Below are 17,131 nucleotides of genomic sequence, written 5' to 3'. Positions count from 1 at the left end.
GCCGGCCTTCGTATCACCTACTCGATCCGGAATCTGCTGCTAATGCTGCCATCGGAGGGCATCGTGGATCGAGCACCGTGATCATGAGGACAGACTTAGCCCTGCTCGCCGGGTGAATGGTAGGAACTCATCCCCCTTCGGGTTGGGTTGGTCGATAATCGAAAGGTGATGCGGTGGTTAGACGCCCTGCGAGTGATCGCAGGCAGCTTCCTGATCCTGGGGCTGGCGCTGGGTGTCACGGCGTGGACATCCGCGGCGGTGCTCACCGAGGGGGAGGCCTTCAACCGGAACGTCGGGATCGCCAACATCCTGGGGGCGTGCTTCGGGGCCCTCGGGCTCGCGGGGCTGGTGTTCGGCTGGCTGACCAGGACGGTCGTCCTCCCTTACGCCGTGATCGAGGAGGAGCGGGCCAAGCTTGCCGCCAAGGTGAAGAAACAAGAGATCCTCAACCGGAAGCTCATCCTGGGGCCGCAACGGGCGATCCCGGCCCGGCCCCCGCTGTCGAACGGGTCGGCGGTGGAGACCAGGTCGTGGCGTGATCTCATCAGTTTCCGGCGTTCGCAGAAAAAGCCGCATGACCTCTCGAGTATCGGCGAATTCTATGAGGAGTTGAATGCGCAGCGGCTCTTGATTACGGGGGCGCCGGGCGCCGGCAAGACAGTGCTTCTCATTGAACTTGCCCTGCAGTTGCTCGAGCGAAATATGGGTGAGGGTGCCCCGGTTCCCGTTCGGATGAGCATGGCGGGATGGCAGGCCGAAAGTGTTTCAGCTAAAGATTGGATCGCCGACAGGGTGGTTCGAGACTACTCGATAGCGCCTCGGATCGCGCGCAAGCTCATAGAACGGGAGGCAATCCTCCCGCTGCTGGACGGGCTGGACGAAATGGAACGCGATCCTGAGCACTCGGCCTCGGCAAAACGTGCAGTTGAGCGACTGAACGACTACCACTCCGAGATGCGGCGCTCGGTCATAACCTGTCGTGACGAGGATTTCAGCGACCTGCGCAAGGTCAGTCTCGAATTTCCGGGAACGGTTTCGATTCAGGTGCTGCCGCTGGACGTCGAACGTATCGAGGAGTACGTCCACGCAACCGTTCCCGAAGGTGAGTTGCTCGCTGCTTGGCAGGAAAAGATCGTTTATATGCGGCGCCATCCTAACGGTGCACTTGCACGAGTCCTCAGTGCCCCCCTGTGGCTGTTCCTGGCCACGCGAGGCCGCCAAGGGCTCGACATCCTTGACGAATCTGCTCCAGTCGCGAAAACCAAAGGTCGGTTGCTCGACAGATTCCTTGCAGAAGCAGTGGAGCGAAGCGGAAGATATTCCGAGTTCGATGTCCGGCGGTGGCTGCAGGAATTGGCTCGGCTCCTCCATCGCCAGGCTCTCGCGGAAGGCTCGGGCACCGACATCGTCTCGTACCGGATCTGGCGAGCGATCGGGCGGGTCTCGACAGCGCTGGGCCTGTGCGCAGGGATCGTCGTCACCATGGGAAATCGACTTGGAGACTCCAGTCCACTTGCGCTGGTGCTAGGGGTTCTCGATGGCCTCGTAGAGTCGAGCGTGCTAGTCGTTCTTTGTCTCCCGTCGACTGTGGGACCGCGGATCAACTCATTTTTTGCTGCGCACGCCGGAACCAAGCCGCCGTTTTTCGAGTCCCTCAGGAATATGTTCCGGTCGTATTCGGTGACTTGGGCGCCTTATCGCGGCGCTCTGCTGATCACCATGCTCCTCATGGCGGCGATGACCGTGGTGGGGGCGTTGGCCCAGGGGTCTGACTGGAGTTGGGCCATTCGGCGCGCTTTTGAGAGGGTTATCACCATCCCACTTCTCGTGGTCATCGCACGGTACATCATGCGGGACCTGCGGGAGAGCTTCGAGGCGAAGCTCGAGCACTATTCTCATTCGAGGGCAAGGATTGCTCTTCGGACCTGGAGTCCGGTACTCTTGCTGATTCCTGCAACCTTTTTCTTGGCAATCTCGGGTTCGGAAGGAGAGGCAGCCAGTATTGAACATGTCAGCCCCTTCTTCCATGACCCCGAAAATTGGCTCTTCATAGTGACCATGTTCTTCGTGTTGAGTGCTGTCTTCTTGTGCAATGTGTATGCGCTCGCCTACGAGGCGGCTCGGCGCCGGCTCCCCTTTCGCTTTGTGCGCTTCCTCGACTGGGGGGCCGAGGTCGGTCTCCTCCGCTTGTCTGGGACGGCCTACCAGTTCCGTCACATCGAGCTTCAGCGGCTGCTGTTCCCCGGCGATCGCCAGGAAACAGGGCGCGCGCCTGCCGGTGGGTCCTAGCGCCTGTCCGATAGATCTCGGTGCTCTCTTGCGGATGATCTGGCGGCTGGGTTGGTGGTGCGACGGCATGGGGTGACCGATCCGGCCTGGCGGCACCTGCCCGAGCGGTACGGCAACCGGAAGGCCGTGCACGAGCGGTACCGGCGGTGTGCCGCCGACGGCACCTTCGATGCGATCTTGACCCACGCGCAAGTGCACGATGACTCGGTCGGCCGCATCGGCTGGACCGTGAGCGTCGATTCCACCATCGTGCATGCTCACCGGCACGCCGCCTAGCCTGCAAGGGGGAAATGGACGGGACGACCCAGGCGCCTGCGGCTGCCGGGCAGCCACGCGAGGGGGGCCACTGGAGAGGTCTCTGCGGACGAGGAGATCAGGGTGTACACGGTCGAGCAGGCAGGGGAAGCTCTGCAAATCGGTCGCGACAAGGTGTTCATGTTGCTTCGGAGCGGTGGTCTGCGCAGTATGAAGATCGGGCTTCTGCGCCGGGATCACTCGATAACCCGCCGACTTCATCGCCTCGGCCGCAGAATGATGCGCACCGAACGTGATATTTGCGCCATGAGGCCATGCCGAGTCGGCGACCGCGTCTCCGATCACTCATCAGGATCTGTGACTTCGGGACGGCCTACTACCGTTGCCTCAGCCAGCCCTTCCTCCGTGAGCGGGCGGCGGGTACTCCGATCCTCATGGCTCCCGGGCAACTGCTGAGGCAGGCCAGCGACCATCGGGCATCACTTCCTGCCGCCTCAGAAGCCGGTTTCGGGAGCCGGCGTCTTCGGCCTTCCATCGACACGCCGTGACTCAGGCAGACCGTTTGTGCAGGTGAAGGCCCCTGCTCGACTCACAGCGACGGAGATCGACTTCGCTGAATTGCCTCTCCCGCAAGGGGTAGGACGGGATCGGGGGGTGGTGCCGATGACCGTCACAGTGGCCCTCGCAGGGGACACGATGCTCGGACGCGGAGTGGGGGAGGAGGTCGCCGTGTCCGGCCCGCACGGCCTGTTCGCCAGGGACGTGCGGGAGGTCTTCCACGAGGCCGATCTCGCCCTGCTGAACCTCGAATGCTGCGTGTCCACCCGAGGGCGGCCGTGGGACGCGCCGGGCAAGCCGTTCCACTTCCGCGCGCCCCCGGACGCCGTCGAGGCGCTCCTCGACCTCGGCGTCGACTGCGTGACCCTCGCCAACAACCACGCCCTCGACTTCGGCCCGGACGCCCTGGCCGACACCCTCGCGCACCTCGAAGCCGCGGGCGTGCGCAGCGTCGGCGCGGGGCCGGGCGTCCACGAGGCGCGCGCGCCGGTGATCCTGGAGGCGGGCGGCCTCCGCATCGCCGTCGCCGGCTTCACCGACCACCCCGCCGACTTCGCCGCCGGACCCGGCCGCCCCGGCGTCGCGCTCGCCGATCTCGAGCACGGCGTCCCCGCCTGGCTCCGCGACGAGATCGGCGCGCTCGCCCGGACGAACGACGCCGTGCTGGTCATGCCGCACTGGGGCCCCAACATGACCGGCGAACCGCTCCGCTACGTCCGCCGGGCCGCGAAGGACCTGGTGGACGCGGGCGCGTCGCTCGTCGCGGGAAGCTCCGCGCACGTCTTCCACGGCGTCGCCTGGCCGGTCCTGTTCGACATGGGCGACTTCATCGACGACTACGTGGTGTCCGACCTGCTGCGCAACGATCTGGGCCTGCTGTTTCTCGTCACCTTCGGGCCGGACGGGCCGTCCCGCGCCGAGGCCGTCCCGCTGCGCCTGGACTTCGCCCGCACCCGCCTCGCCGGCCCCGCCGACCGCGCCTGGATCTTCGAGCGGTTCACCGCCGCCTGCGCCGAGTTCGGCACCGCCGTCACCGTGGAGGACGACCGGCTCGTCGTCGCCGCGCCGTCCTAGAGCGGGTCGCCCAGCGGCCCGTACTCGTCCGCCAGCGCCTCGGCCCAGTGCGCGGCCCAGTCCGGCCGGGTGCCGTCGGCGTCGGTGAACCCGTACTCCTCGTACAGCCCCCAGGTGGCCAGCGCGCGGCCCGACTTGTCCATGATGTCCGGGTCGGCGGCCAGCGCCGCGACGGCCCGCCCCAGATAGGCGGGACTCTCGGAGTAGGCGAAGTGCGGGTCCTTCGCCGCGGCGTCCCGCCAGGTGCCCTCCGTGACGCCGAAATGGTCCAGGACGGCCTCCGACCGCAGGAAACCGGGCGTGACCGCCACCGCCGCGACCCCGTGCGGCCGCAGCTCGGCGGCCTGCGCGAACGCCAGCCGGATCACCGCGGACTTCGCCAGGTCGTAGAAGAACGAGCCCCGGTACCGGGCGGTGTTCCCGTCCGTCACCTCCACCACCAGGCCCCGCCCGCGCGCCACCATCAGCGGAAGCGCGAACCGGCTCGTGATCACGTGGGTCTCCACGGCCTGCCGCAGCAGCCGCAGGCCCGTGCCGAGGTCCTGCTCCCACAGCGGACGCTCCCAGTCGGTCAGCGGGTCGCCGCCCCACACCGAGTCGACCAGCACATCGAGCCGCCCGTCCCGCTCCGCCGCGATCCGCTCGACCAGCGCGCGGACCTGATCCGGGTCGGCGTGGTCGGTGCGGACGGGCACGCCCGTCCCGCCCGCCTCGGTGACCAGGTCCGCGGTCTCCTCGATGGTCTCCCGCCGCCCGAGACCGGACCCGCCGGACGCGCTGCTGCGGCCGGAGACGTACACCGTCGCGCCGGCGGCGCCGAGCTGGACGGCGATGCCCCGACCGCCGCCCCGCGTGCCCCCGGCGACCAGCGCGACCTTGCCGGTCAGCGGACGATCGTCCATGACCCCTCCTTCATGCCAGATGCGGTGCGAGAGCGCCGTCCAGTTCGCGTTCGAGCCGCTCGGCCAGCGTTCCCCGCCGGTCCAGGGCCCAGCAGAGCCCGGCCCCCGCGATGACGGTCTGGAGCGACGCGGCGAGCGCCTCGGCGTCCGTCTCCTCCCGCAGCACGCCGTCCGCCACCGCCTCGCCGAGCAGCATCGCGATGACCCGCCCGTTCGCCTCGTGGACGGCGAGCGCGTGCGCGTGGAACTCCGGATCCGTCAGGTCCATGCAGAGGAACGCCAGATGGTTGGCGTACTGCTCCGGAGTGGACATCGCCGACCACGACCGCCGCACGAACGCCCGCAAGGTCGCCAGCGCCGGCTCGCGCCCCGCCTGGCCGTCCCGCTGGTCGCCCTGCCCGGCCCGTACGCGCTCGTGCAGCGTCTCCGCGTCCCGCGCCGCCTGCTCGGCCAGCGCCAGCAGCAGCCCGCGCTTGGACCCGAACCGCTGGACGAGCGTGCCCGGCACAAGGCCCACCTCGTCGGCCACCGCCGCGAGCGTCAGCTTCGCCGGACCGACGCGGCCGATCACCTCGACCGCCGCCCGCAGGATCACCGCGTCGTCCACACCCCGCGGCCGCCCCGCCATCGCACCTCCATTAATAAATGACTGTGCATTTATTAAAGCACGTGGGCTGTGCCTTGCGCGAGTCGGGCCTGGCGCGGGTGTGGCTGCGGAGGAGGCTGCTGTGTGGTCTGACCTGGTGTTTCTCTGGAGGCCGTGACCGTGGGGAGCGGGAGTGGGGCTGTAAGGGTGAGGCAGTGGGGGTGGGACGGCCGAGGGAGAGGAACGATGAGCGTGGCGGGAGGTGCGCTGTTGCGGGTGAGGCGGGGCCGTGGTGGTGAAGGGCTGGCTCGGGAGCGCGCAGAAGGAGTTCGTAGGGGAGAGCTTGTAGCGCTCACGCACGAGGCACACGATCGACCGCTGCGACAGGGCGCCGTAGAGGCCGACGCAGAACAGGGCGGCGGCGAGCGGCAGGAACGCCTGGAGGAGAGTCGGTGGTTGTAGGGGCTGGGTGGGCGTGCGGCGAGTATTCGGCGTGGTGGGTGGAGTGATGTTCGGGCGTAGGGCGAGCGGCAGCAGCAGTCCGTTCAGGGGCCTTGGCGTTTGGTGGGACGGAAGTGCGTGCCCGGCGCGGTGTGGGGCGAGCGAGGAGTGCTCGGGGGCGTGAGGGTGTGGTGGGGATGTGTTCAGAGGGTCCCTGGGCTGAACAGCGGCGCATGGGGTGAACGGCGGCGCTATGGGGGTGTGCAGCGAGGTGGGTGTTCGGGAGATCGGCGTGAGGGGTGTTCGGGTGGTGGGGTGGCGCTTGCGTACGGGGCCGCCCCTCCAAAGTCAAGGGCGCCTTCGGCGTCGCTTCGCGATGGACTTCGTCCACCCTTGACTTTGGAGCCTCTGCGGCCCCTAGGCAGGTGTTGGGGGCAGGCTCCGCCTGCCCCGCCCCCGGGCCGCGCCACCCCACCACCCCCCTCCGTAAGGGACGAAGGGAACCCAAGGGCGACACCGCAACACCTGATCGGAAACGAGCCGCCCCCGATTTGGTGTGTTGCCGGGGCGCTGGCATTGCGGGCCGTGGGGTGCTGGCGTGCTGCATTCGACAGGCGGCCTTGGCTATTGCATTGGCGTATCGCGCTGTCGTGTCGGCATGGCCCTGTCATGGGGGCAGGTTGGCTTGCCCGTCGTGGGGTGGCTGCGGGTGGACCGCCGCAGGGCGTGGGCCGGGGTGGATAGGTGTGATGCGGGGGGCGGGGCGGCTATGCGGTCCGGGGCGGTGTTGGGCGGTGCTGCTGGGCGGTGCGTAATTGGCCGGGTGACTGGTGGCGGTCTCCGCAAAGGGCTGTCTGGTGGAGCGCCCGCAACTGGTTTGAGGCGGTCGCCTGCCGTGTGGCCATGCCGGGGCCGCCCGTCATCGGTGGGGATGCGGGCGGACCGGCACAGGGCACGGCCGTGTGCAGTGTTGCGGTGGTGGGTGATTATGCGGCCCAGTCGAGCGCGGTGCTGTCGGGTGGGCCGATGCTGCCTGGTGGTCCGGCCCCGGTTGCGGATCCTCTGGCGTCGGCTGGTGGCAGTAGCCGGTAGACGTATCGCCCGTCCTGATCTTTGGTGATCTGGATCTGGTCGGGGTTGGTGTGTTTGAAGCGGTTGTGCCATCCGCAGGTGAGTGCGAGTTGGTCGATGTCGGTGGGCGACCGCCCAAGCGCCCATCCGTGGACATGGTCGACCTCGCACAGCGTCCCTGGCACTTCGCAGCCCCGCACTGCGCAGGAGGAGTAGAGCGTCTCCAGCACCTGCCGCTGCGCTGCGGAGGCGAACCGTTCCCGGTGGCCCAGGTAGAGCGGGGTGTTTCCGCGTCCGAGGAGGAGGGGTGAGACCCCAGCCGAGAGGGCGATGCGGCGGGCTTGGACGGCGGGGATCGGGGTCCCGTCGGTGAGACGGGCCGGGGCGTTGCCTCCGGTCAGCGTCTCCAGGTCGCAGATCACGGTGACCTTGGACGCCTTGTGCCCGCCTGAGAGCACGCTCGACAAGGCGGCTGCGGTGCGTTCGGAGAGGTCACGACGGTCGTCCGGCCCGGCCGGCTTGGCCAGCGGAGCCAGGCTGCCGTCCCAGATGGCGGCGTCCTCGGGGTTCAGCCAGCCCTTGACGTACCGGCCGCCGTCCAGCGAACGCGTGGTCGTGATCCACGACTTGTCGTAGCCGCGCTTGGTGTCCTCGTCGGGGGCGTCTTCGGTGTCGTCGCGCTCGGCGATGAGGTCGCGGATGCGACGCCCGAACGCGGCGACCTTCCCGGCCGAGAAGCCTTCGTCGACGAAGCCGAGGAGGATTGTCTCGGCTTCGGCGCAGTCGGTGTCGTCCAGGCGGGCGACCGAGTCGGCGACGGTGGCGGCGTATCCGTGGGACAGGTCCCCGGTGGCGAGGCGTTCGGTCACCTGCGGGAGGCGGTGGCGCTGCCGCGCCAGCACCAGACGCTCTTTCGCCCGGTTATCGCGCATGCCCAGTCGAGATCGCAGCCACGCTTGGGTGGAGGGATATCCCCGCCGGGCCTGTTCCCCGGCGGCGTCGACTCGGCCGATGAATCCGGCGAGGGCACTTTCCTGCAGATCGGATGCGGCCACCAGGGTTTCGGTGAGTTCTAGGCACGCGGCCGCTGATTCGGGGGCTTCACGCGATGCGAGTTCAGTGGCGATGGTTGAGAGCGCGTTCACCAGTTCCATGGTGGACGCGGCCTCAAGTTCGACCGTCACTGATTGCATACGTAAATAGTACCCTGTGTGACCGACATTCGAGGCCGTTCAAGGCCGTTCGGGCCACATTCTTCCCGGTATTTTTTTGGAACGGGGAAAGGCCGCTGAGTGCCTCGCGTCCATTGTCGATCTTCGGACCTCACGAAGGGGGTCTCACCCCTTGGTACCTTACGGAGGGGGGTGGTGGGGTGGCGCGGCCCGGGGGCGGGGCAGGCGGAGCCTGCCCCCAACACCTGCCTAGGGGCCGCAGAGGCTCCAAAGTCAAGGGTGGACGAAGTCCATCGCGAAGCGACGCCGAAGGCGCCCTTGACTTTGGAGGGGCGGCCCCGTACGCAAGCGCCACCCCACCACCCGAACACCCCTATCGCCGATTCTCCCGGACTTGAAATTCTCGGATTCCTTATCTCAGAGCTAACGCTGAACCCTGCGCCCTCGAACTTTGTGATCATTCGACTTTCTGGCATGCCCTCGCACAGCGTTTGGCTGTCCGGTGCCGTATGGCGGACGCTGCTCGTTAGCAATCGCCCCGGATGGTCGGCGTGAAACCGCTGCGTTCGACCCGTTCACGGCGGTCACGGAGCGCGGCGTCGACGTTGAGAACTCCGCTGATTCTCGTGTCACCGTTTGGCGGCGTGTCCGGCGGCCGCCGGCTGCGGTCGCCGTCGACGCGGAGTCGGCTGAGGCGTGCTGCCAGGCCCGGGCGGTCCACACCTACCTGCACCAGTGTCTGCATGCGGAGATCGGGCCTCGCGTCGGAACTTCTGTGGGTCCTGATCGGCGCTGACACAAGTGAGCACTGCCGCTAGGGCCGGGCTGCGGTGGCCAAATGGCCAGGTGGCCAGGCGGCCGGGTGGTTGGTTGTCGGCAGGGCGTAGTGGCGTGCTGCTGGTGGTCGTCGTGGCGGAGCGTGGGGGTCAAGGCCCCCACGCGCCTTGCCAGGGCAGAAGGTGCTTGCCGCCGCAGAGGCCGGAGCAACTGCCGGACCGGCCGCGCAGGGCGGGGCGGTCAGTCGGCGGAGGTGATGGCGTTGAGGCGGTCGACCGCGTCGGCGAACTCCTCGACCATGTCGTAGACGACCTGGCGGGCGGGTTTGACGGTGTTCATCAGGCCGACGCACTGGCCGACGAAGTAGTTCGCGAGCGCGCGGGCGCCGGGGTTGCCGGACTCGGCAACCTTCGTGATCTGCCGCATGGCGCCCTCGGCGACGATCATCTGCAGCGGCATCCCGAGCGCCCCGGGGCTCTCGGGGCCCTCCCACTCGTCGGTCCAGGCGGACCGGAGTTGGCGGGCGGGCTTGCCGGTGCGGGACCGCGACCGGATGGTGTCGCGGGACGTGGCGGCGAGCATCTTCTCCTTGACGGCGGGCGCCGTCTCGGCCTCCTCGGTGGTGAGCCAGACGGAGCCGCACCAGACGCCGGACGCGCCGAGGGCGAGCGCGGCGGCCATCTGGCGGCCGGTGGCGATGCCGCCGGCGGCGAGGACGGGCACCGGGGCGACGGTGTCGACGACCTCGGGGACGAGCACCATCGTGGAGATCTCGCCGGTGTGCCCGCCGGCCTCGCCGCCCTGCGCGATGACGAGGTCGACGCCGGCGGCGACCTGGCGGCGGGCGTGCTCGGCGGTCCCGACGAGCGCGGCGACGGGGATCCCGGCGGCCTTGGCCTTCTCCACCATGATCGGGGGCGGGGTGCCGAGGGCGCTGGCGATGAGGCGGATGGGGTGGGCGAGGGACACGTCGATCAGCTCGGTGGCGCCCTCCTTGGTGACCGAGGTGCCGCCGCGCGCGTTGGAGCGCTTGGCCTTCTCGAAGTCGGGCAGCGGGACGTCGTACTTGGCGAACAGGCCGATGAGGAAGTCCCAGTGCTCCTGCGGGACCGCGGCGAGCATGGTGTCGAGGCCGCCCTCGCCGCGTCCGGCGCGCTCGGCGGATTCGTCGATCTTGGCGGGGACGAGCACGTCGACGCCGTAGGGGCGGCCGCCGACGTGGTCGTCGATCCAGCGCAGCTCCTCTTCCAGCCGGTCGGGGGTGTAGGCGACGGCGCCGAGGACGCCGAAGCCGCCGGCGTTGGTGACGGCGGCGACGACGTCGCGGCAGTGGCTGAAGGCGAACAGCGGGAACTCGATCCCGAACGTGGCGCAGACCTCGGTGTTCATGCCCCCGACGCTAATGGACCGAACGCCATTCGGTCCAGGGTCCGGCTGGTCAGCGGGCGGGGCGGAACAGCACGTACGACTCGCCCTCGTCCGGGTGCTCGAACTCCGCGCGCAGCGGCAGCCCCTCGTGCAGGTCGCCGCCGGAGACACCGTCCAGCCGGGCGTACATCCACGGGCCCTCGGCCAGCTCGACGAGCGCGAGGTAGGCGGGGGGCGGGGCGGTGCCGTCCTCGGCGGGCCGGCCGTGGGTGACGGTCCAGGTCACAAGGGTCGCCGCGCCGCTCGCGTCGGCCCAGGCCGGCTCCTCCTCGCCGCACTCGGGGCAGCCGGAGGCGTCCGGCGCGTACCAGCGGTCGCACGCCTCGCAGCGCCTGATGACGAGCCTTCCGGCGGCGGTGCCGTCGAAGAACGGGTCGGTGCGCCCGTCGCGCCGCAGAACGCCGATCTCCATCGGTCAGGCTCCCTTCGGGTGCGGGCTGACGATCAGGGTGGAGTGGTGGTCGAGGATGCCGCCGTTGCCGCTGACGAGGACGACGTCGTTGGACGGCGCCTGCCGCTCCCCGCCGTCGCCGCGCGCCTGGATGACCGCCTCCGACAGCGGGGTGAACCCCCACATGTAGTACGCCGACAGCTGCCCGCCGCCGGTGTTGGTGGGCAGCGACCCGCCGGGGCCGAGCGCGCCGGACGCGGCGAACGCGCCGCCCTCGCCCTTGGCGCAGAACCCGTAGTCCTCCAGGGACACGAGGACGGTGTAGGTGTAGCAGTCGTACAGCTCGCACACGTCCACGTCGGACGGGGTGATGCCGGCCATCTTCATCGCGGTGGCGCCGGAGGAGGCGGCGCCGGTGGTCAGCCCGAAGTCGCTGCCGCGCTCCTTGCGGTGCCCGGGGTGGCCCTGGCCCCATCCCCACAGGTGGACGGGCGGGCGGGCGAGGTCGCGGGCGCGGTCGGCGCTCGTGACGATCACCGCGATCGCGCCGTTGGAGACCAGGCAGCAGTCCAGCAGGTGCAGGGGTTCCGACACCCACCGCGACGCCTGGTGGTCGGCGAGGGTGATCGGTTCGCGCATCTGGGCGAGGGGGTTGCGCGTCGCCCATTCGCGCGTCGAGACGGCGATGGCGCCGAGCTGCTCGCTCGTCGTCCCGTACCGGGACATGTGCCGCTGCGCCGCCAGCGCGTAGAAGGAGTTGACGCTGCGCAGCCCGAGGGCCGCCGTCATGCCGCCGTACCCGTACCATTCGCGGGCGCTGCGGTCGTAGGCGGAGCCCGCCGACTGCTTCGGCTTCAGCGGCGCGTCGGCGAACACGCACGCGACCGTGGTCGCGGCGCCGCTCATGACGGACATCGCCGCGTGCGCCACCATCGCCCCGGCGGTCGCGCCGAAGGCGTTCATCTGGGTCAGCAGCCGCAGGTCCCGCAGGCCGAGCGTGTCGGCGAGCTCGATCCCGGGCGAGCCGCCCATGCCGTGGCTGACCAGCAGCCCGTCCAGGTCGGCCAGGCCGAGGCCGGCGTCGGCGGCGGCGAGCCGCACCGCGTCGGCGGCCAGCCGGCGCGGGCTGCGCCCATACACCCTGCCGAGCTCCGTCATTCCCAGCCCGGCGATCGCAGCGCTCATTCGTCGCATCCCTCCCCGCATCGTCACCGCCACGGTACCGAACAGCATTCGGTACGCGGGCGGGCGGGTCGGCGGCGGACGGTCAGTCCCCGGCGGACCGCGCGCGGAACGCGCCCCGGTAGGCCAGCGGCGAGGCGCCGACCCGGCGGGCGAAGTGCGCGCGCAAGGTCACCGGCGACCCGAACCCCGCCTCGGCGGCCACCCGCTCGACCGGCAGGTCGGTGTCCTCCAGCAGCTGCTGGGCGCGCCGCACCCGCGCGTGCGACAGCCACCGCTGCGGGGTCGTCCCGGCCTGCTCCCGGAACCGCCGGGTCAGCGTCCGGACGCTGCAGGACGCCTGCCGCGCGATCTCGTCCAGCGCCAGCGGGCGGTGCAGGTTCGCCTCCAGCCAGGCGAGCGTCGGCTGCAGCGCCGCCCCGCCGTCAGGCGGCTCGTCGTGCCGGATGAACTGCGCCTGCCCGCCGTCGCGCTGCGGCGGCATGACGATCCGCCGGGCCGTCCGCGCCGCCGCCGCCGAGCCGTGGTCGCGGCGGACGATGTGCAGGCACAGGTCCACGCCCGCCGCGACGCCCGCCGACGTGAGCACCTGCCCGTTGTCGACGTACAGGACGGACGGGTCCACCTCTACATCCGGATACCGCCGCGCCAGAGCGCGCGCGTAGTACCAGTGCGTCGTCGCGCGGTGGCCGTCCAAGAGGCCCGCCGCGGCCAGGACGAACGCGCCGACGCAGATGGACGCGACCCGGGCGCCCCGCGCCGCCGCCGACCGCAGCGCGTCCAGGACCTCGCCGGGCGGGTCGTCCGCGACGCCCTCGTGGCCGGGGACGACGATCGTGTCCGCGGTGGCCAGCGCGTCCAGGCCGTACGGGGCGTCCACGCGCATCCGGCCGAGCGCGGGGGAGGTGCGCGCGCCGCCCGGCGGCGTGCAGACCCGGACGTCGTAGAGCGGGTCGCCGCCCGCCGTGGTCGTCGTCCCGAACACCTGGCCCGGCGTCGCCAGGTCGAACGCCACGACGCCGTCCAGCGCGAGCACGGCGACGACATGCGGTTCAGCGGCCATGGCCAGAACGTAGCGCACATCGGCGGTCCGGACACTGGCCGGGGCGCCGGGCGGCATCGGACGATCGGTGCCGTACCCGAGCACCGTGTCCAAGGAGCCTTCGTGTCCGACCGTTTCACCGAGTTCTCGCTGCCCGACACCGACCTGACCCGCGCGGCGTACGACCTGGTCTTCGCCGCCGGGCCGGCGGCCCTCGCGCACCACTGCGCCCGCACCTACCTGTTCGCCCGCGCCATCGGGGAGGCGAGGGACCTGCGGCCCGGCGCCGACTACGACGACGAGACGCTGTTCCTGGCGTGCGTCCTGCACGACGTCGGCCTGACCGAGCAGGGCGACGGCGGCCGGCGCTTCGAGGTGGACGGCGCCGACCTCGCCGCCGGGTTCCTCGCCGGGCACGGGTACGACGGCGAGCGGACCCGCGTCGTGTGGGAGGCCATCGCCCTGCACACCAGCCGGGGCATCGCCGATCGCATGCGCGCGGAGATCGCCCTCACCCACGCCGGGACCAGCGCCGACGTCGCCGGCGTGGGCGCGGACCGGATCCCCGGCGGCGTCGCCGAGCGGGCGCACGCCGCGTTCCCCCGGCTGGAGCCGGGCTGCGGGCTCGCCGAGATCATCGTCGGGCAGATCGCCGCGAACCCGGCCAAGGCCCCGATCGGCTCGCTCCCGTACGAGCTGGCCCGCCAGTTCGGCATCGCCATCCCGCAACCGCGCTGGACGGACCTCACCGCGGCGGCCTGGTCCGGCGTCGCCTGACCCTCACCGGGTCCACCGCCCCCGAAACCCGGAGTCGGCGATCGCGGCCCGGCGCGCGGCCGCGCGCCCGGCCGCGCGCCGGGCCGGGATCGAAACGGACCCGGCTACGCTGGCGGGCGATGGCCGCCGTTCCCCCCGAGAACATGCTCGCCCGCGTCCTCGCGTACGACCATGACGCGGACCCGACCAGCGCGCGCGTCCTCGACGCCGCGCTGGAGCAGTTCGCCGAGTTCGGGCTGCGCCGCGCCTCCATGGAGGACGTCGCGCGCCGCGCCGGGGTCGCCCGGATCACCGTCTACCGCCGGTTCGCGTCCAAGAACGCGCTGGTCGAGGCGGTGCTGCTGCGGGAGGTGCGGCGTTTCCTCGAGGTGTTCACCGCCGCCATGGAGGGCCTGCAGGACGTCTCCGACCGGGTCGCGGAGGGGTTCGTGGTGACGCTGCGGCACGCCCGCGGGCACGGGCTGTTCCAGCGGCTGATGGCGACGGAGCCGGACGCGCTGCTGCCGTTCCTGACCGTCGACAGCGGCCCGTTCCTCGCGGCGGCGCGGACGTTCCTGGCCGGGGTGCTGCGCGCCGCGGACGGCGTCGCGCCGGACGTCGCGGAGGACGCCGACGTCACCGCCGAGACGCTGATCCGGGTGATGCTGTCGTTCGTGCTGGCCCCGGACGGCTGCGTCCCGCTGGACGACGACGACCGCGCGCGCCGCTACGCCCGCCGCCACCTCGCCCCGATGATCACCCGCCGGCCGCCCGCCGCGCCCTGACGGTGCCCCGACGGCGTCCGGACGGTGCCCCGACGGCGTCCCGGCGGCGTCCCGGCGGCGTCCTGAAACGGGGATCGCCCGCGTCCCCGGGGCGACGGGGACGCGGGCGATGTCGAACGAGACGAGACTAGTCCCTGTCCGGGCTCCCGCTGAGGAGATCGGCGCCGCTCACGACGCCAGCACCGCCTGCAGGAAGTCGCGGGTGCGCTGCTCGGCGGGCTCGCCGAAGATCCGGTCCGGCGGGCCCTCCTCGACGATCTGGCCCTGGTCGAACATCAGCACCCGGTCGGAGATGTCCTTGGCGAAGGCCATCTCGTGCGTGACGCACAGCATCGTCAGGTCGCTCTCGCGGGCGATGTCGCGCAGCAGGTCCTGCACGCCGACGACCAGCTCCGGGTCCAGCGCGGAGGTCACCTCGTCCAGCAGCAGCACCTTCGGCTGCATGGCCAGCGCCCGCGCGATCGCGACCCGCTGCTGCTGCCCGCCGGACAGCTGCGAGGGGTGCGCGTTCTCCTTGTCGGACAGCCCGACCATGTCCAGCAGGCCGCGGGCCCGCTCGACCGCCTCGTCCTTGGACGCCCCGAGCACCCGCACCGGCCCCTCGGTGAGGTTGCGCAGCACGTTCATGTTCGGGAACAGGTTGAACTGCTGGAACACCATGCCGACCTGCTTGCGCATCTCGTGCAGGTGCTTCTGGTTGGCCGGGACGCGGCGCCCGCCCTTGTCCATGTGCCAGAGCGTGTCGTCGCCGATCCAGATCAGCCCGTCGTCGAGCTTCTCCAGCGTCATCAGCAGCCGCAGGATCGTCGTCTTGCCCGATCCGCTCGGCCCGATCAGCGTCACCCGCTCGCCGGGCTCGACGGCGAAGTCCAGCTCGCGCAGCACGGTGTTGGAGCCGAACCGCTTGACGACCTTCTCGAAGCGGATGCCGGGCGCGTCGCCCCGCGGCAGCGCGGCCGCCGCGCCGCCGCCGTCCTCCTTGCGGACGCCCTGCTTCCCGACGGAGACGCCCGGGGACTCCTCTTCGGGCGTGGGGGCTTCCGGTGTGGTGTCAGTTGGTGGCATAACGCCTCTCCAGGCGGCGGACGAGTATCGAGGAAATGACGCTGACGATGACGAACAGCAGGCCCACCAGCGTGACCGGCTCCAGGAACCGCAGGCTCCGCGAGCCCACCTGGTACGCCGACATCAGCAGCTCCGTCACGTTGATCGCCAGCAGCAGCGGCGAGTCCTTGAACATCGCGATCAGGTAGTTGCCCAGCGTCGGGATCACCCGTCGGATCGCCTGCGGCAGGATCACGTCCAGCCACACCCGCGACCGCGGCAGGTTCAGCGCGGTGCACGCCTCCCACTGCCCGCGCGGGATGTCGGAGATCCCCGCCCGGTACACCTCGGCGGTGTAGGTCGAGTAGTGGATCCCCAGCGTGATGATCCCGGCGGTGAGCGACCCGATCGTCAGGCCCCACGACGGCAGCACGTAGTACACGAAGTACAGCTGCGGGATCAGCGGCGTCGACCGGATGAACTCGGTGACCCACCGCACGGTCTGGGCGACGACGACGTTCGGGGTGCGGCGCAGCATCGCCCACACCAGGCCGAGGAGCACCGCGATGACGTAGCCGGCGAGCGTCGCGATGACGGTGTAGCGCAGCCCGTCCAGCAGGTCGGGGATGATGTCGCCGGTGTAGTTCCAGTCCCAGTTCATCAGCCGGCCACCCCCGCTCCGGGGGCGCCCGCCGCGACCGTCCCGAGGTCGGGCTCACGGGAGGAGCGGCGGCCGAGCATCCGGTCCACCCGCCGTTCCGCGTAGCGCACGAACAGCTGCAGCACCTGCGCGATGACGAAGTACAGCACCAGCGCGACGGTGAACGACCAGACGGTCTGCCCCGTGCTGCCCTGCACGTTCTTGGAGACGTGCGTGATGTCGACGAGGCCGACGAGCGAGACGATGGCGGTGCCCTTCATCAGCTCGATGAGCAGGTTGCCGAACGGCGGCAGCATCAGCGCGAACGCCTGCGGCAGCAGGACGCGCCGCATCCGCTGCGCGGGCGTGAAGTTCAGCGCGACGGTCGCCTCGTACTGCGCCTTGGGGACGGCCTTGATCGAGCCGCGCACCACCTCGGCGCCGTACGCGCCGACGTTCATGCCGAGCGCGAGGACCGCCGCGAACAGGGTGGTGAACCGGAGGCCGATGAGGGGCAGCGCGTAGAAGAACCAGTAGAGCAGCACCAGCGTCGCGGTGCCGCGGAAGAACTCCACGTACACCCGGTTCAGCGCGCGGACCCACCCGCTGCGGGCGGTGCCCGCGAGCCCGAAGAGCAGCGCGAGGACCAGCGCGAGCACACCGCCGAAGACGGTGAGCCGGAAGGTCAGCCACGCGCCCTCCAGCCACTGGTGATAGCTGTCGAGGACCTGCGACACA

The 17,131-nt window shown here is 70.5% G+C and carries 14 protein-coding genes and 1 pseudogene; 5 read left to right on the top strand and 10 right to left on the bottom strand.

Features of this window, described 5'->3' with window-relative positions:
- Positions 1 to 192: 192 nt before the first annotated feature.
- The 3 genes and pseudogenes from amrb99_RS39475 (at position 193) to amrb99_RS39465 (ending at position 4,176) form a co-directional block, all read left to right on the top strand.
- Positions 193 to 2,289, top strand: a complete 2,097-nt coding sequence (locus tag amrb99_RS39475; protein WP_190866153.1) for an NACHT domain-containing protein — start codon at positions 193 to 195, stop codon at positions 2,287 to 2,289.
- Between the two features lie 84 nt (positions 2,290 to 2,373).
- Positions 2,374 to 2,562: pseudogene (locus amrb99_RS39470) on the top strand (IS5/IS1182 family transposase); the annotation flags it as partial.
- Between the two features lie 645 nt (positions 2,563 to 3,207).
- Positions 3,208 to 4,176, top strand: coding sequence for a CapA family protein (locus amrb99_RS39465; protein ID WP_190866149.1), 969 nt, complete (start codon positions 3,208 to 3,210; stop codon positions 4,174 to 4,176).
- On the opposite strand, the gene amrb99_RS39460 is transcribed toward amrb99_RS39465, so the two are convergent.
- From amrb99_RS39460 to amrb99_RS39425, 7 genes are all read right to left on the bottom strand, one after another.
- The gene (locus amrb99_RS39460; RefSeq protein ID WP_190866147.1) at positions 4,173 to 5,078 is read right to left on the bottom strand and encodes an SDR family oxidoreductase; all 906 of its coding nucleotides are present in this window, start codon (positions 5,076 to 5,078) and stop codon (positions 4,173 to 4,175) included. The two genes, amrb99_RS39465 and amrb99_RS39460, sit on opposite strands and share 4 nt — an antisense overlap.
- Before the next feature lie 10 nt (positions 5,079 to 5,088).
- On the bottom strand, positions 5,089 to 5,706 hold the full coding sequence (locus amrb99_RS39455) for a helix-turn-helix domain-containing protein (RefSeq protein ID WP_190866145.1): 618 nt from the start codon (positions 5,704 to 5,706) through the stop codon (positions 5,089 to 5,091).
- Positions 5,707 to 7,091: 1,385 nt separating this feature from the next.
- Positions 7,092 to 8,369, bottom strand: coding sequence for an HNH endonuclease signature motif containing protein (locus amrb99_RS39450; RefSeq protein WP_190866143.1), 1,278 nt, complete (start codon positions 8,367 to 8,369; stop codon positions 7,092 to 7,094).
- Positions 8,370 to 9,365: 996 nt separating this feature from the next.
- Complete coding sequence (locus amrb99_RS39440; RefSeq protein WP_190866138.1) at positions 9,366 to 10,514, bottom strand: nitronate monooxygenase family protein; 1,149 nt, start codon at positions 10,512 to 10,514, stop codon at positions 9,366 to 9,368.
- Positions 10,515 to 10,563: 49 nt separating this feature from the next.
- Complete coding sequence (locus tag amrb99_RS39435) at positions 10,564 to 10,965, bottom strand: OB-fold domain-containing protein (protein ID WP_190866136.1); 402 nt, start codon at positions 10,963 to 10,965, stop codon at positions 10,564 to 10,566.
- Between the two features lie 3 nt (positions 10,966 to 10,968).
- Entirely contained in the window at positions 10,969 to 12,129 is a 1,161-nt protein-coding gene (locus tag amrb99_RS39430; protein ID WP_190866134.1) for a thiolase family protein, read from the bottom strand.
- A gap of 82 nt (positions 12,130 to 12,211) precedes the next feature.
- Complete coding sequence (locus amrb99_RS39425; RefSeq protein WP_190866132.1) at positions 12,212 to 13,189, bottom strand: helix-turn-helix domain-containing protein; 978 nt, start codon at positions 13,187 to 13,189, stop codon at positions 12,212 to 12,214.
- A gap of 102 nt (positions 13,190 to 13,291) precedes the next feature.
- On the opposite strand from amrb99_RS39425, the gene amrb99_RS39420 reads away from it, so the two are divergent.
- Positions 13,292 to 13,945 carry an HD domain-containing protein gene (locus amrb99_RS39420; RefSeq protein ID WP_190866130.1) on the top strand — a complete coding sequence of 218 codons (654 nt, stop codon included), beginning with the start codon at positions 13,292 to 13,294 and terminating at the stop codon, positions 13,943 to 13,945.
- Between the two features lie 119 nt (positions 13,946 to 14,064).
- The gene (locus amrb99_RS39415; protein WP_241756352.1) at positions 14,065 to 14,709 is read left to right on the top strand and encodes a TetR/AcrR family transcriptional regulator; all 645 of its coding nucleotides are present in this window, start codon (positions 14,065 to 14,067) and stop codon (positions 14,707 to 14,709) included.
- A gap of 168 nt (positions 14,710 to 14,877) precedes the next feature.
- Here the strand turns inward: amrb99_RS39415 and ehuA are convergent, their stop codons facing one another.
- The 3 genes from ehuA to ehuC all read right to left on the bottom strand — a co-directional run bounded on the left by ehuA (position 14,878) and on the right by ehuC (position 17,130).
- Positions 14,878 to 15,660 (bottom strand): ectoine/hydroxyectoine ABC transporter ATP-binding protein EhuA, encoded by a 783-nt coding sequence (gene ehuA, locus amrb99_RS39410; RefSeq protein WP_241756360.1) that lies wholly within the window; start codon positions 15,658 to 15,660, stop codon positions 14,878 to 14,880.
- A gap of 100 nt (positions 15,661 to 15,760) precedes the next feature.
- Entirely contained in the window at positions 15,761 to 16,414 is a 654-nt protein-coding gene (gene ehuD / locus amrb99_RS39405; protein ID WP_190866126.1) for an ectoine/hydroxyectoine ABC transporter permease subunit EhuD, read from the bottom strand.
- Positions 16,414 to 17,130 carry an ectoine/hydroxyectoine ABC transporter permease subunit EhuC gene (gene ehuC, locus amrb99_RS39400; protein ID WP_190866124.1) on the bottom strand — a complete coding sequence of 239 codons (717 nt, stop codon included), beginning with the start codon at positions 17,128 to 17,130 and terminating at the stop codon, positions 16,414 to 16,416. Before ehuC ends, ehuD begins: the two co-directional genes overlap by 1 nt.
- Between the last annotated feature and the right edge of the window lies 1 nt (position 17,131).

Origin of the sequence: Actinomadura sp. RB99, assembly GCF_014706005.1 — a bacterium.
Classification (GTDB): Bacteria; Actinomycetota; Actinomycetes; order Streptosporangiales; family Streptosporangiaceae; genus Spirillospora.
The sequence above is the reverse complement of the archived record's forward strand: the minus strand, read 5'-3'. Positions and strand labels throughout refer to the sequence as shown.